Here is a 21,888-nt window from a genome sequence, read left to right on the forward strand (position 1 = left end):
CCCAGTGCTCCATGCTCAGTGCCCAGTGCTCAGTGCTCCTTCCCTTATACCAGAGTAGGGGTAACGTTAGGGTAACGTTAGGGTAACGTTAGGGTAAAGCTGGGGATAGTCTGACCTTGGGGGGTGCCACAGCTGATTTAAAATTGAAGTCAAACGCCAATCAGAATCAATGACTTTCTAAGAGGTCACAAGAATATAAGTAATGAAAAGAATTTTAGTAACCGGGGGATCTGGGTTTATTGGGTCGCATTTGTGCAAAAGACTCTTGGATGAGGGGAATGAGGTTCTTTGTGTGGATAATTTCTTCACGGGGAGAAGAGAAAACGTCCATCATCTTCTTGACAACAAGAATTTTGAATTGCTTAGGCATGACATCACTTTTCCCTTGTATGTGGAGGTAGACCAAATCTATAACCTTGCCTGTCCCGCAAGCCCTATCCATTACCAATTTGATCCGGTGCAGACTACCAAGACTTCGGTAATGGGGTCGATCAATATGCTGGGTTTGGCAAAAAGGCTTAAAATAAGAATCTTGCAGGCCAGTACCTCGGAGGTGTATGGAGACCCATCTGTGCACCCTCAACCGGAATCCTATTGGGGGAATGTAAACCCCATAGGTCCTAGGGCTTGCTATGATGAAGGAAAGCGCTGTGCCGAAACCTTGTTTTTCGACTATCATCGCCAACATAACTTGGATATCAAAGTGGTAAGAATTTTTAATACCTACGGTCCAAACATGCAGGCTAATGATGGGAGGGTAGTAAGCAATTTTATAATGCAGGCTTTAAAGAATGAGCCCTTAACCATTTTTGGAGATGGAACACAGACTAGGAGCTTCTGTTATGTGGACGATTTGGTAGAGGGAATGGTAAAGATGATGCAAACTGATAAAGGTTTCACAGGTCCGGTCAACATGGGTAATCCTGAGGAATTTACTATGCTGCAGCTTGCTGAAACTATTATAGAGATGACGGGAAGTAAAAGTAAATTAGTGTTTAAACCGCTTCCCGTGGATGATCCAAAGCAAAGGAAACCAGATACTCAAATTTCAAAAAATGATTTAAATTGGGAACCCCATGTAAAATTAGAAGTGGGTTTAGGAAGAACGATAGAGTATTTTAGTAATATATTATTAGCTGAGTTTTCTTCTAAAAGGGAATTAAATATAATTTAATGTTAAAAATATTAAAACGAAAATTATATAAATATTTTCACAAAAGGTTTGTAGATGTTCAAAATAATATTGAGAAACAAATACCTAAATATGACCTTGAAAGAAAACATATTTTAAGATTAGAAACTCTAAGTAATCGAAGCGAACTTCTAGAAAGGTTAACCAAAAATGGGGTTGTAGCGGAAATTGGGGTGAACAAAGGTAGTTTCAGCAAAGAGATACTTGAAAAGAGTAACCCTCAAGAATTGTTTCTAATTGACGCCTGGGATTCCGGAAGATACCATGGCGGCCTTCGAAAGGTTGTGGAAACCACATTTGAGAAGGATATCGCAGTTGGCCGCGTCCAAATTCACCAAGGGTATTCTACGGAAATGGCATCCAAGTTCTCTGATGGATTTTTTGATTGGATTTATATAGATACTGATCATTCTTATTCAGTGACAAGGGATGAACTTCAAGCATATAAGCATAAAATCAAACCAGGGGGTATCATCGCTGGACATGATTATATTCAGGGGAATTGGGGTAGAATCCTTCGGTATGGAGTGATGGAGGCAGTACACGAGTTTTGTGTTCAGGAAGATTGGGAACTGGTTTTTTTGACTACTGAAATGAGTAACAGCCCAAGTTTTGCCATTCGAAAAATAACATCTTAATGTTTCAGAGGTATTTCAAGCATTTTTCGTTTTTCCACTATCACCTCGGCCACAGGATTTTTGTGAATATGGGGCTGAATATCTCTGTAGGCCTTTTGGATGGTTTTGGAATTGTAATGTTTTTGCCTCTGTTGCAAATGGTTGATGGCAGCAGTCAGGTCAGTTCAGACGAGTTAGGAAGTCTGGGATTTGTTATTCAATGGATTGAAGGCTTGGGACTTACACTGAATCTGCCCACAGTACTTTTGTTTATGTTGTTCTTTTTCACACTCAAAGGCATCGCAAGATTTATAGAATCATATTACAGAGTAAGTGTACAGTATTTTTTTGTAAAAAATCTACGTTTGGAAGGTATCTATAGCCTAAGGGATTTCGCTTATCAACATTTCGTCAATGCCGATTCTGGAAGAATTCAAAATTCCCTTTCCGCAGAAATCAATAAAGTGGCTGCGGCATCAAGTTCTTATTTCATGACTTTGCAATGTGCAGTGATGGCACTTGTTTACAGTGTTTTGGCATTGATGGCTAATGCCCAGTTTGCCGTCATGGTAATGGTAGGGGGATTGCTGTCCAATCAACTTTTTAAGGTAATCAATAGAAAAACCATTGAGGCCTCCCGGAAAATTACATGGGAAGGTCATGACTTTCAGGGGATACTGATTCAAAAAGTCGGGTTCTTCAAGTATTTGAAAGCGACTGGATTGATTGATACCTACACTGAAAAGATGGTTCAATTGGTGGAAAGGATTGAGACCAATGGAAAAAAAATCGGGTATTATGGAACAATACTCCATGCCGCTAAAGAACCTGTAATTATGGCAGTCGCTATTGCAGTTATTTTTATTCAGACCATGGTGATGGGCCAAAGCCTTGCTCTTATCATACTAAGCTTATTGTTCTTTTACAGGGCTTTGACCTATCTGATGAGTTTACAGACCTTTTACAATAACTTTTTAACTAATTCCGGCGCTCTTGAGAATATGCGTGAGTTTTTGGATGAACTTCAAGATCACTCTGAACTAAAGCATTCAGGAGAAAAAGTCAGCATCAAAAATGAAATCCGGTTGAAAAATGTTTCGTTCGCTTATACTGAAAAAAACATTCTTAAAAATATTGATTTGGTGATTCCCAAAAACCAATCTGTTGCTTTCGTAGGCGAAAGTGGTAGCGGCAAAACCACATTGGTAAACCTTATTACAGGTTTGATTCCAAATCAGCAGGGCAGTCTCGAAGTGGATGGCTTGCCGATTGAAAAAATCGATCTGAAATATTATCAATCGAAAATCGGTTATATCACCCAAGAACCGGTAATTTTTTCTGATTCAGTATTTAATAATGTTACATTTTGGGCCGAAAAGAACGAGGAGAATCTCAAGCGTTTTTGGGATGCCCTGGAACGTGCACATATAGCAGAGTTTATCCGACAACTTCCGGATGGAGAGGATTCTCTATTGGGTACCAATGGTATTTTGGTAAGTGGAGGACAGAAGCAAAGGATTTCTATTGCCCGTGAACTGTACAAAGACATCAATATCCTGATTATGGACGAGGCCACTTCAGCCCTTGATTCTGAGTCCGAAAAAATCATTCAGGAGAATATAGATGAATTGAAGGGTAAAATTACCCTTCTTATTGTTGCCCACCGGCTTGCCACCATCAAAAACGTAGATCGGGTAATCCTTCTTTCAAATGGTCAAATCATAGGGTCTGATGGATTCCGGGAATTGGTTGAAAATTCTGTTGAATTCAAAAGGATGGTGGACCTTCAGACTTTTTAGTAAATGGCAAAAAAACCCTTAACTCGTGAGAAGCCTCCATTTCTTACATAAAATCAAATCTTTACTCATAGATAAGAGGCCAAAGGGATTTGGTAAAGCCCTCAAGCTCATCGATGGTTTATTTTTCCAAAAACTACCCAAGGGAGAGATTCTTTTGAAAACCCTATACGGGTTCCCACTTTACATCAATCCGAGATTTGACAAGGGAATAGAAAAAAAGATTTACCTCACCGGAACCTACGAAAAGGGATTGTTGCATGTCATTGATAACCTGATTGGCCCTGGGGATATTGTCGTAGATGCTGGAGCCAATATCGGATTGATATCTGTTTTTTGTGGCCTAAGGGTAAGCAAAGGTGGCTTAGTTATAGCGTTCGAACCACATCCTGAAACCGCTCAAATTTTACGTCGAAATATTGCCCTCAATCAACTTAATCAAGTACAGGTATTTGAAAGAGCCCTGGGTTCTAAACCCGGGACAGCAAAAATCTACTCCAATCTTCAGATCAATCGTGGTGCGGCTTCAATGGTAGATTTTAAGGAAGGAGCCCCATCTTTTGATATCCAAGTGGATGTTTTGGATGATGTGCATTCCAGCATTCAGCATGAAAAGGTCAATCTCTTGAAGATAGATGTAGAGGGATTCGAAATGGAGGTGTTGAAGGGGGCACAAAATCTTCTCTCGAAAGAAGACGGGCCAATTTTGGTCGTAGAGTGTTCGACAACTCGACAAAACTTTCAATATACCATGGAAGATTTGTTCAATTTTCTCACTAAAACAAACGGATATTCAATTTTCCGATTTGTTATCTCTAAGGAGAAAATATCAAGGCTTGTTCCCGTTAATTCTGTTGACCAGCTACCGAATCATGACAATATCCTTGCCTTCAAACCATTGCATTTAGCCAACCTAAGAAGAAATCAATCAATATTTTGAAGCCTGCAAAAGTTGCTTTTTTGTTACATGAGTTTCCTACCCTAACGGAGACATTCATACTAAACCAGATTATTTTCCTTATCCGAAATGATATCGATGTTCGGATTTATGCACTTTACCCTGGTGATTTTTCCAAACTTCACCTTCAGTATCAGGGTTATGGGCTTGAAGAAAGATTGACTGTGGTTGGCGTAATTCCCAAAAAAATGACTGCAAGGCTTACAGAAACCTGGCGTTTTTTCAAATCTTACGGGCTTTTGGGTAACCTTGCTTCCTTTTTCAAAACGATTAATCCATTCAGTTTCGGGGTTGCTGGTTTGAAGCTGACACACTTTTTATATTATACCCGGTTATTTGAAACACAGTCCTGTGATTTGATACATGCGCATTTTGGACAAATGGGTTCCTTTTTTTCAAAATATTTTGCAAAGGGATTGCTCAATAATAGGCCCTATGTGGTCAGTTTTCACGGCTATGATTTAGTGCCCAGTGAATATCTGGACAACCGAATCCGCTACCAAAGTATGTTTCAAACGGCGAAGATCTCCACGGTCAATTCAGGGTATACTGGCAAATTGCTGAACAAGGTCAAGACCGACATTGATTCCCAGGTTAGGTTACTTCCCGAAAGCCTCGATACGCGCCTTTTTGAAAAGAAAAGGAATTCCGAGGTAAAGCTCGGCCAAAAGATAATCAAATTGGTTTTTGTGGGCAGATTGGTAGATTGGAAGGGTCCCGATACTGCAATCAGGATTGTCGAAAAAGTAGTCAGAGACTTGGGATTTGCCAATCTGGAACTATCGATTATCGGCAGAGGTCCTATGTTTTCCCAACTTGAAAAGATGGTGGAGGAAAAGGGGCTTTCCCGGTACATAAAGCTATTGGGAGGTCAAGAACAATCTGTTGTGAAATCAATATTGGCAGAGTCTGATTTATTTATCTACTCTGGACGAACACAACAAGATACCAACAGGGCAGAGAATCAGGGGCTGGTATTGATGGAAGCACAGGCCATGGGTTTACCAGTAGTAGCATTCGATGTCGGCGGCGTTGGTGAAGGCGTGCAGGACAAAATAACAGGCCTACTTGTATCCCCAGAGCAGGTCAAGGAGTTTGCAAGTAGAATAGCGGAGCTTATATTGGATACTGAGAGGAGAGAGGTAATGGGAGAGGCGGCCAGGTCTTTTGTTTATGACAACTATGATATGGAAATCCTGGGAGAAAAACTTTTGGAGATTTATAGTGAGGTACTCTCATGAGTTCGGTTTCGGTAATTATTCCGGTATATAATAGCCAAATAACGCTTGAAAGGGCTGTAGCCTCCGTCATCCATGAACCACTTGTTTCAGAGGTGCTGATTGTAGACGATGGTTCTACCGATGGTTCTTTGGAGCTTGCCTTGGGCTTTGCTGAGAGATTTTCACTGATTAGGGTATTACAACATCCTAAAGGCAGCAACAAGGGAGCTTGTGCTTCGAGGAATCTCGGAATAGCCCATGCCCAGTCGGATTGGATACAGTTCTTGGATGCGGATGATGAGTTGTTGCCAGGAAAGATTGCGGGACAGCTTGAGTTGGCAAGAAGTGAGGTTGCATTTGTTGTGGGTAATAGCATTCATGTATTTTCGGATGGTAGAAGGCATTATAGAAAATCGGATAGAGATCTATGGAAAGGCCTTATCAGGAGCAATCTCGGTACTACAAGTTCAACCCTCTGGAATCGAAAAATGATTGTAGAGGTAGGAGGTTGGGATCAGCAACTTCAAAGTAGTCAGGAATATGATTTGATGTTCAGAATTGTTCAGAAGAATCCGAAAGTAGCGTTTGATACTACTTCCAAAACCAACATCCATTACCGTGAGCAATCTATCAGCCATCACCCCCAACAAAAGGAAAAAAGAACCCAAAATTGGCTGAGTCTGAGGGAAAGAATCAAAAATCATTTACTTGAATCGAAACAGTTTGGATTGAAATACCAATATGCTTGGTCAGGAGCTGTGGGGCAATTTTGTAGCACACAAGGTACTGTATTGCCAAGTCAAATCAATAAGTTCCTTTTCAGGGCTTATGAATTAGAATTGTCTCTGAAAAAAAGAATATATCAACTTATAAAACCCTAAATGATTAAGAAATTATTAAAGGACAGCGTTTTCCATGTCCAATATTGGTATTTCAGAGAGTGCTGGAGGACTATCAAAGAGCAAAAGAGTTTGGGAAAAGTGCTCCGATATTATCCCCAATACATGAAATCCAATCTGGATTATTCAAAATCCCCACTTGTTTTAGGAGTTCCCTGGATCACTTTTGAAGCAATAGAATACCTGCAATCATTGATAAAGTCTGATTTCAAAGTTTTCGAATTTGGGAGTGGTGGTTCTACCAGGTTTTTCTCAGAGAGGACATCTGAGGTGTACAGCGTGGAACATGACGAAGGTTGGTTCAAACTGGTTAGCAATAAACTTGGAAGTCATTCAAACTTGCGGTTGTATTTTGAACCGGGGATTGTGCCAAAAACGGGAATGGGTATCCAAATTAAAGACGAGGATGGCGGTAATTTCAATTTTAAAGATTATGTGGAAACAATTCTTGAATTTGAGGATGATTTTTTTGACCTCATCCTGATTGATGGAAAAGCAAGAAATATTTCTATTCTTAATGCATTACCTAAGCTTAAAAAGGGAGGCTATCTCGTAGTGGACAACTCCAACAGAAAATCTTATGCTGAGACACTTTCAAAGATTGAGAATTGGATGTTATTAAAAAGTTTTGGCCCTTCCTTAAGTTCAAAGCGGTTTACCCAAACTTCATTTTATAGAAAGCCAATTGATGAAATTTAAGCAATTATTAATTTCGCGTCTCAATGTTTTTTACCAAACCAGAATGGCTGAAAAGGGATTCGATCCTGAGGAATGGTTGTTGGAAAGGATTGATTTTTTTAAAAAATGTTGTTTTCCTTCCATCTTGAATCAATCCAATAAAAATTTCACTTGGTTTTTTTATATAGACAACAAAACTCCGGAGCATGTGAAAAAATCTCTGGGGGATATTTTTGATCCTTTCCCTTTCATTAAGTTGATTGCCCATGAATATGAAAATTTTAATATCACCAGGTACCTTATGGCTGATATTGAGTGTTTTTTAGGCGATGATTTTGACTATCTAATTTCAAGCAGGGTAGATACTGATGACATGTTGCATAAGAACTTTATTGAAACAGTTCAGATTTTTTTTGGGGAACAGGAATATAAAGTTTTGAATTTCTCAAAAGGATATGTCTACGATATGCCCTCTGGCATTTCATCCCAGACCTTAAGAAAGGCGAATCCTTTTATTTCCCTTATTGAGAAAAGGAAGAATGGGCGTTTCCAAACTGTGTTTTGCAAGCCGCATACGGATTTTTTGGGAGATCCGGATTACTTAGAAATTAGGCTAAGAAAACCATTATGGTGTATGATTGTCCATGGATTGAATGATAGTACAAGTTTTTATGGAAGTGTTAATAAGTTCACACAACCTGTTTTAAAAGATTCGTTTGGTTTCAGATTTCAAAAAAAACCTAAAGTTGTATATTTACTAAGTTTCTCCATAAGATCATATAAAAGAACAATCGATAAAATTATTGAGAAACTTAAAAAAGTATTAAGTTAAAGAGTTGAAAAATTTTCCTTTTGATAGAAGTTTAGTTTGTTTTTATATGAAGACTTTAAATAATTTAAAACATAAGTTAATTCAAGGTGTTGCAACAAAATTAAGGAGTGATAAGAAAAACTTATATAGATTCTTTTGGTTTGCTCGTCAAGTTTCACCGGATTCAATTGCAATTTTAGATTACCCTGTAAAATTATCACAAAGATATTCCGGTGATAAACCCCATGAGGGAATCAAAAACCTATTTCATGAGAATCATCGTGTTTACAGAGAGTTCCTTGAGACTTTTTTGATACATAAGGAAAAATTAAAGGAGATTTCACCTTTAAAAAGTTTAACACAAAAAAAGACTGATCCAACATGGGATAATTATTGGCTACCGGGTTTAGATGCAGTAGCCATCTATGGTTTTATATCTCTGATGAAGCCTAATTTATTTCTTGAAGTTGGTTCGGGGAATTCAACCAAGTTTGCGACAAAAGCCATCAAGGATAAAAACTTAAACACAAAAATCATTTCTATAGATCCTTTTCCCAGAGAAGAAATAGATGAAATCTGCGATGTAATCATCAGATCTCCTCTTGAAGAAGTTGATCTGGAAATTTTTGATCAATTGAATGAAAATGACATTTTATTTATTGACAATTCCCATCGTGTTCTTATGAATTCTGATGTCACTACGTTTTTTTTGGATATACTACCAAGGTTAAAGAAAGGTGTTATTGTTCAAATACATGATGTTTTTTTGCCTTATGATTATCCTAAAGATTGGGCTGATCGCTTTTATTCAGAGCAGTATATGCTTGCATCCCTTTTACTTTACAATAATACTATCTTTGACATTCTACTCCCCTTATTCTATTTGAGTAAAGAGGTCGAATTTGATGAAATCATTAAGAAATTTTTTGTTATTCCTGGATTTAATAAGTTTTACTCACATGGTCAAAGTATTTGGTTAAAAGTTAAATGATGAGATTGTTTTATATAATGATAGATTTTTTCAATAAAAAGCGGGGTTTAAATTCCTTGTAATGATCAACCATCTTATTATAAAAATCTTGCACTTTTATTGAATTTTTGGTGGATTTAAAAGTCTCAGTTATTGTTCCAATTTATAATGCAGCTGTATATTTAAGAGAAGCGGTATTGTCGGCCTGTCTACTTGAGGAGGTTCTAGAGGTTTTGCTAGTTGATGATTTGTCGACCGATAATTCATTAGCAGTAGCTGAGGGCTTATCATCTGAGTTTAAAAAAGTAAAAGTAATTCCAAATCTCAAAAAAAGATATGCTGCTGGTTGTAGAAACCTGGCGATTAAGGAAGCCAAGGGACAATTAATTGCTTTTTTGGATGCGGATGACTGGTATTTTCCTAGAAGATTTATTAAGGATATTGAAATATTCAGTTCAAATCCTCGCGCAAAAATTACTTACTCATATTCTGAAATACACCTAAAGTATGAAAAAATTTTGCCATTTGGAGAGCGTTCTCCCTTTTTCAAATACTTCAAGGATGAAGATGATGCTTGGGGAATTTACTCTTATGTCATTAAGAATGATCTTGTCTTGGGTAATGTCAATACGATAACTGTTCGGGTGGAGGTATTTAATAACGGGTTCTTATGGGATGAAAGATTAGTAATCCACGAGGATACTGAGTTTTGGTGGAGATTGAGCAGGAAGTTTAGATTTTATCCTGCTGAATTAAACAAACCAGTATCTGCTTTGAGAAATCATGGAAATAATTCCAGTAGTAGAAGTTCATTTAAAACAAAAGCACTTTTTTTGATAGTATGGATAGACAACCTTGGGTTAGGAAATTTAAAGGATTTCGAAAAAGAAGCTATTGTATATCAGTTGGCTAGATCAATTTCAAATCCGATTAGGAATAATTTTATTAGAAAGTCAGTATTTCATGCTTTTAGAATCACAGTTGATTTTATTGACTCAATTTTTATTGTTTGGTTTTACAAATGGGGAATGAAACGATATAATTTGTTAGAAAAAGAATGATGTATTTTTCTGTTGTAGTTCCTACTTTTCAAGATTCAGAAAGACTGCATTTATTGCTGCAATCTTTAGATAATCAAAATTTTGATTTGGATCCTTGGGAAGTTATTGTAGTGAATAATGCACCCAATGCCCCTGTGGAATTAAAGAGTAATTACTCTTTTCCAATTGTCATAGAAACAGAGTTGAGGGTAGGTTCATATGCTGCAAGGAATAGAGGGCTGAAGATTGCCAAGGGAAAGATTATTGCATTTACTGATTCAGATATGTTGCCTGATATAGATTGGTTGATAACGGCGTATCGATGTTTTTCAACGGATTTTGGGAAAGAAATCGGAATATTGACAGGTCCAGTTCCTTTGTTTTTCAAAAACCCCAATCATCTAACACCTGCAGAAGTTTATGAGAAATATACAGGTTTTGATTTTGAAGGCTATGCTAAAGAAGGTTCCTGTGGTGCAGGAAACTGGTTTTCCTATAAGTCAGTCCTGCAAGAATTTGGTGGGTTCAGAGAGGATTTGAGATCAAATGGAGATACTGAATTATCTCTGAGGATTTCTCAGAAGTACAAAGTCGTTTATGTACCTGAACTAATAAACAGGCATCCAGCAAGGTATACTACAGTCGAATTGGTTTTTAGATATCAAAGGATTTTAGGAGGTGCTTATGCAAGAAAATTCCAAGGAAATAATATAGGATTCTTTCTCCACACCATGAATTTCATATTCAAAAGGTTTAGGTTTTCAATTAAGAAGTTTTTTACCGTTCCTTTGGCTGAGTCTTGGGCTATTTTTAAAGTTTGTAATGCTTTGAGTTGGGGTGCAGCGATTGAGTATTTTCGCTTGATTAAGGGGGGCGAAGGAAAAAGATAGGTGGCCGAAATGATGGTTAATACAAGCAATCCTTTAGTATCTATTGTAATTCCTGTTTTCAATAAAGCCTCTTATATTCGAGAGACTTTGGAGTCTGCCTTGGAACAAACTTACCTCAATACCGAAATAGTTGTTATAAATGATGGAAGTACTGACGGTTCATTGGAGATTTTGAAAGATTTCGAAAAAAAATACCCCAACAAGATATTTCTTATTGATTCGTCAAACAGAGGCGTCTCGGCAGCTACAAATTTAGGAATCAAAGCTTCCAAAGGGGAATATTTACAGTTTTTGGATGCAGACGATTTGATTTCAAACGATAAGATAGCCTCACAAATGAAATTGCTTTCAGGTAAAACACCTGAAGTATTGGCCTCTTGTGAATGGGTGAATTTCACAGACAATAAAGATCATGTTGGAAGGGTTCCTTACGGTGTATTTCAGGATTTTGATTCTGGATTTGATTTGTTGTTGAGATTTTGGGAAAATCAAGAGATGCACCAACCAGCGGTGTATTTAACTCATAGGGATCTAGTTTTAAAAGTAGGACTTTGGGATGAAAGCTTAGCCATAAATCAGGATGGAGAGTTTTTTTGTAGGGTTTTATTAGCAGCAAAAGAAGTTTTGTATGAGCCTGATGGTAAGGTTTTTTACCGAAAGCCAAATGAAAACAACGTCAGCCAACAAAAGTCTGAAAAAGCAATGATTTCTCAGCTTAAGTCAATAAAATCTTATGAGCGTCATGTGTTGAAGGTTGAAGATTCTCAAAGAGTTAGAATAGCTCTAAAGAAAGTTTATCAAAAATATATTTACGATGTTTATCCTGAATATTCTCATTTGATTAGAGAAGCTGAGAAGCTTCAACTGAATCTGGGCATCTCAGAAGATGTGTATATAGGTGGACCTAAATTTCAGTTGATTTCAAAAATTCTGGGCTTTAAAAAAGCGCTCAGAATAAAGAAAACTTTGAATTTTTAATCCTTATGTTTTCTGTAATTATTCCCTTGTTCAACAAAACGGCTTTTGTAAAAAGGGCAATTGACAGTGTTTTGGCTCAAACATTTCAGGATTTTGAAGTGATTGTGGTAGATGATGGCTCAACTGATGGTGGAGGGAATTTTGTTCAAGAAATTTATGGCAATCAAGTTAAACTGATTAAGCAAGGGAATGCAGGAGTTTCAGTGGCAAGGAATACTGGTATCAGTCATTCAAGTTATCCTTACATAGCTTTTTTGGATGCTGATGACTACTGGTCACCTTACTTTTTAGAAAAGAATTGGAAAATAATCACTGGTGATGGAAAGGTTAAGATCATAGGTTCTCATTATTCAAGTACTGTTTCTGATTTAGAAATGAATCTTTCACCCCTGAAGTTTTATTTGATTGAAAAATACTTTAGATATGCCATTAACAATTATTTGTTTTTAACCTCAGCAACAGTCGTTAAAAGAGACTGCTTGTTAAAAACGCCTGGATTCAACCCGAAGTTGAGATCTGGTGAGGACTTGGATATTTGGTTTAGAATCAATCTCCAAGATGGTAATGCTTATTACATTGAAAATACATTGGTATATTATTCATCTGAAGACATTGGAAGGTTATCCATTCTGGGGGTTCCATTTGAACAAACTTTTATTTTTAATTTGAATGAATTCTTAGCATCTGTTCAAATTGAGGAGCCTGGAAAACAAAAGGAATTTGATCAATTTATAGATAAATTAATCTACGAATCCTTGCGAACGAGGTACTTTATGCCTGAATCACATGAAGCGTCCAAAGAAATTTTTAATCTTAAAAAGGAAAGCTATTTTTTTGCTGCATTGTATTATAAACTTCCATTTAAACTTGGAAACATTATTGTAAGTAATGCGATTTACAATCTATATATCAGAAAATATTTCAAATTTTTATTTAAGGTTGTTTACAATTGAGTGTTGCAGTTTCAGTTGTTGTTCCTGTATACAATTCACAGGATACGGTGAAAAGATGTTTGGAGTCCATAGCTGCTCAAACCTTTTCCAATTTTGAAGCCATTATAATAGATGATGGTTCTACAGACCACAGTCCAAACATCTGCGATGATTTCGCAATCACTGACGATCGTTTTAAAGTGGTACATACCAAAAACTCTGGAGTAAGCAGTGCGAGGAATAAAGGAATTGATTTAGCACAAGGTGATTGGACATGTTTTGTTGATAGCGATGATTACGTAGAAGGAACTTACCTTGAAAATTTGATGGTAAACACTAAGCATGTAGAATTAGTGATTGCTGGTTTGAAGCGTATATCCAAAAAAAATACTGTTTTTGTAACATTCCCTGAAAAAATTGTTGGAGTTGAGTATAGACAATTTTATTTCCAGGAATATCCCTTATCTGATTCGGGTTATCCTGTTTCCAAATTGTTTAACAGACAAATTCTTCATGAAAACAATATTAGGTTTAACAATCACATCCACATGTTTGAGGATGTGTTGTTTTTATTTTCCTATCTTCTTTTTTGCAAAAAAATTAAGTTTTGCAGTCATGCTTCCTATAATTACATGATTTTGAATAGTACTTTGAGTACAAAAATCAATGATTTTGAGAGCGAATATTTGGGATTCATTTCAATTTACAACCTTTTATTAACTGAATATAATATAACTCAAACCGAGTTGATCAATAAGTATCCGGCATTGGGTTTCAGGGTTTCAAGATTGATGAATAGATGTATTTCTGTTTTGTATCTGAAGAGTTATCCATCCAATTATTGTATACAAGCACTACAAGACTTCCCTAAGCAAGCTTGGGGTTTTTTTGACCAATTTGTAATACCAGAAAACATTGTGAAGAAAGTAGTAAAATTTCTTTTAGTGCGAAGGATGTTCAGGATTTCAAATTTGCTTTTGAGGCTTTCCTATAATCTGAAAAGATGAAGATTATACGTTTGACGACCTCACTTGATTTCGGAGGGCAGGAGAAGCAGTATATTTCTTTTACCAATCATCCTCAATTGCTGAGGCACAACTATTTTTTTGGATGTTTGGGACAAGGAGGCTTTACAGAAAAGGACCTAAAAAGTAAAGGTTTTAAAGTTCGCGTTTTTGGCAATAATCCATCCATTACAAATATTTCGAACATCTGGAGTATTTATAGGTGGTTTTTGAGAATCAAACCAGATATTGTTCATACTGCGGTGGGAGAGGCTAACTTTCATGGTATACTTGCTGCAAAACTTGCAGGAGTGAAAATAGCTGTTGCCGAAGAAGTGGGAATCCCATCACATTCGAAGATTGCGGTTTTTGTTTTCAGGTTGATTTATAGGCTGGCAGATAAAGTTATTTGTGTTTCCAATTCAGTAAAGGATCATTTGGTTAGCATTAAGGAGATCAAGTCATGGAATAGCCAAGTTATCTATAACCCAGTCTCCTTTCCTTCAGATTTTAATAGAGTCAAGCAACCTAATTTTACGATCGTCTGTGTAGGTAGATTGGAGAAAGTGAAAAATCAGCAGCTCTTGATAAGTTCTTTGCCTAAGATTGAAGATCAAAGAGTGCAACTCATACTTGTTGGTGACGGGAGTGAAAAAAGGAATTTAGAAGAACTAATCAATAAACTCGGAATTCAGGATAGGGTGCAAATTACTGGTTTCGCCAGTAATCCTTTTGAATGGCTGGAAAAAGCAGATCTATTTGTTTTACCGTCAATATCAGAAGGTTTCGGGATCGCTACGGTTGAAGCAATGCAGCTTGGTATTCCATGTCTTTGTTCCAATGTGGGAGGAATTCCGGAATTTATAAGAGAAGGCCAAACAGGTTGGTTGTTCAATCCTGAATCAGAAGATGAATTTGTAGCCAAGTTAAATTACATCCTTCAACTAAGTGAAGACTCATTATTGGAAATGGGGATAAAGGGTCAAAATGCAGTTTTTGAAAAATTTTCTGAAGAGAAGTATATAATAAGTTTGGAAGATTTTTACAAAAAGATGGCTGGAAATGATTAGGGTATTGCATATCATGTCCACAGTCACTGGTGGAGGGGTCGAACGTACACGATACTCTTTGAGTAAATTTTTGAATAGAGAAATTTTCGAAATGAAAATTGTTGGAACCCATAAAGGAGGATTGGTTTCAGAATGGATTGAAGAGCAGGGTGTTGAAATTATTGAAATCGGTGATTTTTCTGGCCCTTTTCACTGGGAAAAGCATAAAAAAGTTCAAAAGATTATTAAAGATTATAAGCCGCACATTGTCCATGGGGCTGTTTATGAAGGTGTGACAATGGCAGCAATAAACGGTTTTTTAAAAAAAGTACCCATAATTATCTTAGAAGAAACATCCGATCCACAAAATAGAAGTGCTAAAGCCAGTTTTCTTTTGAGGATATTTTCATTGGTTGCTGATAAATATGTGGCAATTGCACCAAGCGTATTGGAATACCTGGTCAATCAGGTAAAGGTTGCGCCAAGAAAAGCGATTTGTATAAACAATGGAATAGAGATCCCAAGAAAAGTCTCAAATGAAGAGATTGAGCGATTTAGGTCTAAATTTGGGATAATTCCAGATGATATTGTCATTGGGGCCGTAGGCCGTTTTATGAACCAACATAAGCGGTTTTCGGATTTGATTGAAGCTCTTCTACAAGTAGAAAATGATAGAATAAAGCTCCTTATGGTTGGAAGTGGAAAAGATGAAGATTATCTAAAATCGATGGTTGAAGAATTAAATCTTCAGAAAAAGGTGATTTTTGCTGGATATCATTACGATACTGCTCCATTTTATAAGCTTATGGATATATTTTGTGTCCCATCTGCATATGAAGGATTTGGATTAGTAGCAGCAGAAGCTATGATGCATAGCTTACCTGTAATTGCTACTAAAGTAGGAGGATTAAAAGAGGTTATTGTAGAAGGGGAAACAGGTTTTCTTGTTTCCCCATACTCTCCTAATTTATTAGCCCTAAAAATTCAATACCTTGTTGAGAATCCTGCGCAAAGAAGGAGAATGGGAGAAATGGGGTGTCTGCGTGCAATGGAGAATTTCAGTGCTGAGCGATATTGTAAAGATGTGGAGGATTTGTATTTAGAACTATTAAGGAATGAGGGGATTTTTAACTAGTTTTAGTTCAAGTGTTTAATATGTTGTCAAGCATAAATTATCTTATTAAAAATTCACAATGCTAGATATCATACTCATACTGACATTTCTAGTTGCTTTGATTAATTCAAACTCTAGCATAGCAAAGAAGTTTGGCTTGCCCTATAAATATGAGGTTCACCTTCATTATTTGCTATTTTACCATGTCTTTTTTAGTTTTTTTTTCACTTGGTATATTTTGAATTTCGGAGGGGACTCCCAAGGTTACTGGCGGCTAGGAATGCAACAGGTGTTGATAAAAGGGGAGGAAACTTGGTTTTCTTATTGGGGCACAAGTACCACTTTTATTCTATGGTTATGTTATATTCCTGCCAGAATTCTGGGACTCAATTATATTACTGGTAATGTTCTTTTTGGCTTCTTAGGCTTTATTGGCATCCGTTACATTTTTGTTATGGTAGCGGATCTTTTTCCAACCAATCATAAGGTTTTAAATATTCCCCTATTTCCCACTGTATTTTATTTCCTAAACCTTCATTTTTGGACTGCTGGAGTGGGTAAAGATGCTATTGCTTTCTGGGGAATAGCATGGTTTCTTTTCGGAATACAAAAATACAAAGATAGATGGTGGCAGGCTGCCATAGCTTTGTTTTTCGTTTACATGGCCCGACCCCATATGGGGCAGGCTTTAATAGGTGGAAGTGCACTTGCTATCTTGTTAGGAAGTGAGATAAAATTGCAGTATAAAATATTACTTGGTATTGTAGCATCAGTAGGCACATTCCTGTTAATGGGTAGTACTGCTGAATTCTTAAAAGTTGAAGAATTAAATCTAGAAGCTTTAACTGAATTAAGTAATACCACTTCTGGTAATTTAAGTAGGGGAAGGGTAGGTTCAGCTGTCGATTTATCAAGCTATTCTTTACCGATGCGCTTATTTACGTATTTATTTAGGCCGCTATTTTTTGATGCACATAATTTTGTAGCCCTGTTTAGCAGTATTGAAAACCTATTGTACTTATGGTTAAGTTTTTACATCTATAGAAACTGGACACCCGAAGCTATCCGCGATATGCCGCTATTTATTAAGGCGGGGATGATCACTTTTATTCCAGTGACATTGGCATTTATGAATTCCCTTAGTAATCTGGGGGTGGTCATGCGCATGAAAAACATGACCATGATCTATTTTTTATTATTCTGCTTATGGCTGATAGTATATCAGAAAAAGGTTAGATTCCTGAGAGTTAAAGCAAAAATAAAAGAGGCCAAACAACATATGGCTTTGGTGAAGCAAAAGAAGCGGAATGATGAACATTCTTTTTATTGATTTTAAGGTTGGAAACTTTGAATAAAGTATTGTTGCTTCCCAAATACCCCCGCCTAGGCGCTAGTAGCCGGGTGAGGTCATATCAGTATATTCCATTATATGAAAGCAATGGTGTGGAAGTTACCGTTTCTCCATTTTTCAACCTTCCTTATCTGCAGAGTCTTTATAGTCATAAAAGGCCGGGAATAGGGAATGTTTTGTTCCGCTATATGACCAGACTGCTGGTATGTTTGAAGGTTTTCAAATATGATTTGGTAATCATTGAAAAGGAGGTGTTTCCCTATTTTCCTGCAATTGTGGAGAAGCTTTTTTCCAAATTCGGGGTGCGGTTTGTAGTGGATTATGACGATGCCATTTTCCATAATTATGACAAGCATAGCTCCGGGGTGGTGGTTAATATGCTCGGTGATAAAATCGATCAGGTGATGAAATGTGCCTCGGGGGTGTGGGTAGGCAATGACTACCTGGCGCAAAGGGCAAAGGCAGCGGGCTCAGCCAAGATTATGCACCTGCCTACCTCAGTGGATATATCTAAATATAAGCTAAAGGATCACCAAGAAGGTTTTCTCCCTGTTATTGGTTGGGTGGGTTCACCTACTACCATCAAATACCTAAGGGCTATCCTTCCTGTTTTGGAGCAGTTGAGGCAGCAAGTGCCCTTTAAGCTAATGGTGATTGGCCAGCAATGCGAGTTGAATTATTCCGGCGAGCTTGAAATCGTGGACTGGCAGGAGGATAGGGAAGGGGAGCAGCTGCTCTCGCTGGATATCGGCCTGATGCCGCTCCCGGATTCGGCCTGGGAACAGGGGAAATGCTCCTACAAACTGATCCAATACATGGCCGCCGGCCTCCCCGTAGTGGCCTCCCCGGTGGGCATGAACAAAAAGGTAGTCGACCACGGCACCAACGGCTTCCTCGCCCAAAATGACGCAGACTGGATCAAGTACCTTACCCTCCTCATCCAAGACGTAACCCTGCGAAATCAAATGGGCCTGGAAGGCCGACGTCTAGTAGAAGCCGAATACACCATAGAAAGAAACTGGGAAAAAATCATGGGATTCTTTGAGTTAAAGGAAGAGCCCAAAGAATTGGTAAATCCGTAAGAACTCACCACAGATAACACAGATGCACACAGATTTTTTTATTCTTAGATGCCTCCTTTCTGATTCAAACTTTGTGAAACTTCTATAAAGTGACCAATTTTTACCTTTAATTATAACTTCTGTGAAATCTATTTCAATCTGTGTTTTTTTGAATTAATTATATGTGTGATCAATTATTTCCGTCTCTGACATCCCCCTAACCCCTCCCGATCCACTGCGCTACTCGGGACTGTAGCTTCAAAGGGGGAATTGATCCGGTTCCTTTGCGCACATTGACCCCTATTTATCGTTGCGTCCGCCACCCAATCCGCTGCGTCGTGGCGTGAACTCTTACTCAACTTTGTGTAACTTCATTAAAACTTTGTGCGACTTCGTGACCAATTTTTACCTTTAATTATATCCTCTGTGAAATCTATTTCAATCTGTGTTTTTTTTAATAATTCTTTGTGCGACTTTATGCCCAACTTTGTGCGACTTCGTGACCAATTAAAACTTTCATCCCATGGTGCCCTCTTTGTCGTTGCGTCCGCCGCGCAATCCGCTGCGTCGCTGCGTGAATTCTTACTCAACTTTGTGTAACTTCATTAAAACTTTGTGCGACTTCGTGACCAATTTTTACCTTTAATTATATCCTCTGTGAAATCTATTTCAATCTGTGTTTTTTTTAATAATTCTTTGTGCGACTTCGTGACCAATTTAACCATTTCATTTCTTGACCAATCTCCTCTTCATCACCTGGGACTCTGACCAGACCAATTACCTCGAAAACCTCTTTTTCCCCATTCTATCGGGTTTACAGAAACAGCATGGCATTACCTGCCACACCCTGCAGTTTTCCTGGGCTTCCCCTGCTACCGTAACCCGGATCAGCGCAGTTGCCCAAATACACCATCTTCCCTACAAACAGATCCAAATCCAGCGGAAACCGATTGCCAGTCTGGGTGCCTTATGGACGGTATGGACTGGGAGCAGGGAGATCAAAGCTTATATCCAAAAACACAACATCAACACCATCCTCCCCCGCAGCACCATGCCTGCCTGGATGGTCAATAGGCTCATGCCTTGGATAAGGCAACAAGGCTTGAGAGTGGTATTTGATGCTGATGGCCTGCCCTTGGAGGAGCGGATTGACTACACGGGGCTGTCTGCCGGTAGCTGGCAGTACAAGTGGCTCAAGGGACAGGAAAGAAACATGGTGAAAAGTGCGGATACGGTTTTGGTGAGGACAAGGAGAGCGGTGGATGTGCATGTTTTGAATGAAGGTGGAGTTGAAGGTGGTGTCACGCAAAGGACGCAAAGAAATGAATCGCAAAGAGATGAGGGAGTTGAGGTAAAACTTTGTAAGGGAAAAAAAAATTCTTCGCGCTCCTCTGCGGAACTTAGCGATCTTTGCGTGAAAAAGGACATGAAATTCCATGTAGTCTCCAATGGAAGGGATACCGATTTTTTCAAGTTTGACGAAACATCACGAAGAACAATTCGAAAGGAATTGCAGATAGGGGAGGAGGACAGGTTGTTTGTCTATACCGGTTCCCTCGGTCCCCAGTATGTGTGGGAAGAAATGTTGGCCATATTTGAGGCCTATCATCAAGAGAACCCAAGCTCCAAGTTTCTGGTCCTGACCTCACAAGGCGACTATTTGAAAGGAAAAATTCCGGTTCATCTTAGTGAGGCCATTCTGATCAAAAAAATCCCCTTCAGCCAGATGCCCGCCTACCTGTCGGCATCAGACGTAGCCTTCAGCCTACGCAAACCCACCTTCAGCACCCTGGCCATCGCCCCGATCAAATTGGGGGAATACCTACTCATGGGTCTACCCACCATCGCCACCAAGGGCATAGGCGACACCGAGTCCCTCCTCCAAAACCTCCCCCAGGCCCACCTCTACGATCACGGCAACCCCAACCGCATCCCCGAAGCAATCCACTGGATCCATAACCTCCCAACCTCCCCAAACAGAATCCCCACCCCCAATACCCAATCCCTCTTCGGCCTCCAAACCTCCATTGAGCAATATGCATTTGCATTAGGGATTAATTTGGAAGTTTAGGAGGTTACTTCCCGGCGCTATCGCGCGGCGGGAGGTTTAGAAGTTTAGGGATGAAGGCAGAAGAAGGCAGATGAAGGTTGCCCCCGCATCCCCCTGGCGACGCTTTGCGCCTAAACTCCTAAACTTCCCGATCCCCGAAGGGATGATCGGGAAATAACCTCCTAAACCACCAACCATCTACTCCCCGGTCTCCCATCTTCGGTCTCCCGTCTCCCGTCTTCGGTCTCCCGTCTCCCGTCTTCGGTCTCCCGTCTCCCGTCTCCCGTCTTCGGTCTCCATTCTTTTTCCCCCTCTATATTTGTATTTCCCAAATTTATCACTATTTTACCTACGTAATATAAACTTTTTCACAGGTCATATATGGGTTCCTCAGGGCAATTTGTCGTTTCATTGGATTTTGAACTGCACTGGGGGCGGTTTGAGAAGGTGGCCGGCCGGAGGGCTGACCAGTATTACCGTAATACCCTGGAAAACATCCCCCATATCCTCGGGCTTTTCGAGCGATACGGTATCCGTGCCACCTGGGCCACCGTGGGCATGCTCATGGCCGAAAACGTCAAGGAGTGGCGGACCTACATGCCCGACGAACTCCCCCTGTATACCAAATCCAAGTACTCCGCCTACGCCTGGTTTCTTTCCCATGACTTCCCGAAGGAATTCCTGTTTGCTCCCCAGATGGTTGAGCAGATTATTGCCGTTCCCGGCCAGGAACTGGGCAGCCATACCTTTTCCCATTATTACGGTTGCGAACCCGGGCAAACGGCCCAGCAGTTCAGGGCCGACCTGCAGGCCGCCAAAAGGATTGCCATGGACAAGTATGGCCTTGACCTCACCTCCCTGGTCTTCCCCCGCAACCAGCTCAATGAGTTCTATCTGCCCGTTTGTGCCGAGGAGGGCTTTACCTGCGTGCGAAGCAACCCCAAGAACTGGTTCTGGCAGGATACCTATCGGGAAACCTGGGCAAAAAAGGCGTTCCGAACGGCAGACACCCTGTTTCCCATAGGGGGCAGGAACAGCTATGTGCCGGATTCCAACCCCAGCCATCCGGCTTTGCCTCTTCAGCTGCCCGCCAGCCGCTTTTTCCGTCCCAACCATCCGGGCAGGGGGATCCTGAACCATTGGAGGCTTTCCCGCATTATCCTCGAAATGACCCGTGCGGCCAGGTTTGGCGAAACCTACCACCTCTGGTGGCATCCCCACAACTTTGGCCACCACCCCCAGCAAAACCTCCGCGACCTCGAGGCCATCCTCCAGCAT

General features: G+C 39.3%; 21 protein-coding genes. 20 read left to right on the forward strand and 1 reads right to left on the reverse strand.

Annotated features, from left to right (window positions below; genetic code table 11):
• Nucleotides 1-202 precede the first annotated feature (202 nt).
• The 19 genes from KIH41_RS17240 (at nt 203) to KIH41_RS17330 (ending at nt 20,631) form a co-directional block, all read left to right on the forward strand.
• Nucleotides 203-1,174 carry a UDP-glucuronic acid decarboxylase family protein gene (locus KIH41_RS17240; RefSeq protein ID WP_214163219.1) on the forward strand — a complete coding sequence of 324 codons (972 nt, stop codon included), beginning with the start codon at nt 203-205 and terminating at the stop codon, nt 1,172-1,174.
• On the forward strand, nt 1,174-1,830 hold the full coding sequence (locus tag KIH41_RS17245; RefSeq protein WP_214163220.1) for a class I SAM-dependent methyltransferase: 657 nt from the start codon (nt 1,174-1,176) through the stop codon (nt 1,828-1,830). The genes KIH41_RS17240 and KIH41_RS17245 overlap by 1 nt, the downstream gene beginning before the upstream one ends.
• Nucleotides 1,830-3,608, forward strand: coding sequence for an ABC transporter ATP-binding protein (locus KIH41_RS17250; protein WP_214163221.1), 1,779 nt, complete (start codon nt 1,830-1,832; stop codon nt 3,606-3,608). The genes KIH41_RS17245 and KIH41_RS17250 overlap by 1 nt, the downstream gene beginning before the upstream one ends.
• A gap of 25 nt (nt 3,609-3,633) precedes the next feature.
• Nucleotides 3,634-4,545, forward strand: a complete 912-nt coding sequence (locus tag KIH41_RS17255; protein ID WP_214163222.1) for an FkbM family methyltransferase — start codon at nt 3,634-3,636, stop codon at nt 4,543-4,545.
• A complete protein-coding gene (locus KIH41_RS17260; protein WP_214163223.1) occupies nt 4,542-5,804 on the forward strand; it encodes a glycosyltransferase family 4 protein in 1,263 nt (420 codons plus the stop codon). The genes KIH41_RS17255 and KIH41_RS17260 overlap by 4 nt, the downstream gene beginning before the upstream one ends.
• Complete coding sequence (locus KIH41_RS17265) at nt 5,801-6,664, forward strand: glycosyltransferase family 2 protein (RefSeq protein ID WP_214163224.1); 864 nt, start codon at nt 5,801-5,803, stop codon at nt 6,662-6,664. Before KIH41_RS17260 ends, KIH41_RS17265 begins: the two co-directional genes overlap by 4 nt.
• Nucleotides 6,665-7,381, forward strand: coding sequence for an O-methyltransferase (locus tag KIH41_RS17270; protein WP_214163225.1), 717 nt, complete (start codon nt 6,665-6,667; stop codon nt 7,379-7,381).
• Between the two features lie 43 nt (nt 7,382-7,424).
• On the forward strand, nt 7,425-8,192 hold the full coding sequence (locus tag KIH41_RS17275) for a glycosyltransferase (protein WP_214163226.1): 768 nt from the start codon (nt 7,425-7,427) through the stop codon (nt 8,190-8,192).
• 46 nt (nt 8,193-8,238) lie between these two features.
• Nucleotides 8,239-9,162, forward strand: coding sequence for a class I SAM-dependent methyltransferase (locus tag KIH41_RS17280; protein WP_214163227.1), 924 nt, complete (start codon nt 8,239-8,241; stop codon nt 9,160-9,162).
• Nucleotides 9,163-9,272: 110 nt separating this feature from the next.
• Nucleotides 9,273-10,202, forward strand: a complete 930-nt coding sequence (locus tag KIH41_RS17285; RefSeq protein WP_214163228.1) for a glycosyltransferase family 2 protein — start codon at nt 9,273-9,275, stop codon at nt 10,200-10,202.
• Complete coding sequence (locus KIH41_RS17290; protein WP_246539208.1) at nt 10,199-11,071, forward strand: glycosyltransferase; 873 nt, start codon at nt 10,199-10,201, stop codon at nt 11,069-11,071. Before KIH41_RS17285 ends, KIH41_RS17290 begins: the two co-directional genes overlap by 4 nt.
• Nucleotides 11,072-11,080: 9 nt before the next feature.
• Nucleotides 11,081-12,049 carry a glycosyltransferase family 2 protein gene (locus tag KIH41_RS17295; protein WP_214163229.1) on the forward strand — a complete coding sequence of 323 codons (969 nt, stop codon included), beginning with the start codon at nt 11,081-11,083 and terminating at the stop codon, nt 12,047-12,049.
• 5 nt (nt 12,050-12,054) lie between these two features.
• On the forward strand, nt 12,055-13,002 hold the full coding sequence (locus tag KIH41_RS17300; RefSeq protein ID WP_214163230.1) for a glycosyltransferase family 2 protein: 948 nt from the start codon (nt 12,055-12,057) through the stop codon (nt 13,000-13,002).
• Complete coding sequence (locus KIH41_RS17305) at nt 12,999-13,988, forward strand: glycosyltransferase family 2 protein (RefSeq protein ID WP_214163231.1); 990 nt, start codon at nt 12,999-13,001, stop codon at nt 13,986-13,988. The genes KIH41_RS17300 and KIH41_RS17305 overlap by 4 nt, the downstream gene beginning before the upstream one ends.
• Nucleotides 13,985-15,055, forward strand: a complete 1,071-nt coding sequence (locus KIH41_RS17310) for a glycosyltransferase (protein WP_214163232.1) — start codon at nt 13,985-13,987, stop codon at nt 15,053-15,055. Before KIH41_RS17305 ends, KIH41_RS17310 begins: the two co-directional genes overlap by 4 nt.
• 13 nt (nt 15,056-15,068) lie before the next feature.
• Nucleotides 15,069-16,169 (forward strand): glycosyltransferase, encoded by a 1,101-nt coding sequence (locus KIH41_RS17315; protein ID WP_262897978.1) that lies wholly within the window; start codon nt 15,069-15,071, stop codon nt 16,167-16,169.
• 58 nt (nt 16,170-16,227) lie between these two features.
• Nucleotides 16,228-17,478 (forward strand): hypothetical protein, encoded by a 1,251-nt coding sequence (locus KIH41_RS17320; protein WP_246539210.1) that lies wholly within the window; start codon nt 16,228-16,230, stop codon nt 17,476-17,478.
• A gap of 17 nt (nt 17,479-17,495) precedes the next feature.
• Nucleotides 17,496-18,581 carry a glycosyltransferase family 4 protein gene (locus KIH41_RS17325; RefSeq protein WP_214163234.1) on the forward strand — a complete coding sequence of 362 codons (1,086 nt, stop codon included), beginning with the start codon at nt 17,496-17,498 and terminating at the stop codon, nt 18,579-18,581.
• A gap of 712 nt (nt 18,582-19,293) precedes the next feature.
• The gene (locus tag KIH41_RS17330) at nt 19,294-20,631 is read left to right on the forward strand and encodes a glycosyltransferase (protein WP_214163235.1); all 1,338 of its coding nucleotides are present in this window, start codon (nt 19,294-19,296) and stop codon (nt 20,629-20,631) included.
• A 161-nt stretch (nt 20,632-20,792) separates the two neighbouring features.
• On the opposite strand, the gene KIH41_RS17335 is transcribed toward KIH41_RS17330, so the two are convergent.
• Complete coding sequence (locus KIH41_RS17335; protein WP_214163236.1) at nt 20,793-20,942, reverse strand: hypothetical protein; 150 nt, start codon at nt 20,940-20,942, stop codon at nt 20,793-20,795.
• Between the two features lie 49 nt (nt 20,943-20,991).
• Here KIH41_RS17335 and KIH41_RS17340 point away from each other — a divergent pair.
• On the forward strand, nt 20,992-21,888 hold an 897-nt coding region (locus KIH41_RS17340; RefSeq protein ID WP_214163237.1), incomplete at its 3' end, for a polysaccharide deacetylase family protein.

This window comes from Litoribacter ruber (assembly GCF_018500185.1).
In the GTDB taxonomy this organism is placed as follows: Bacteria; Bacteroidota; Bacteroidia; order Cytophagales; family Cyclobacteriaceae; genus Litoribacter; species Litoribacter ruber.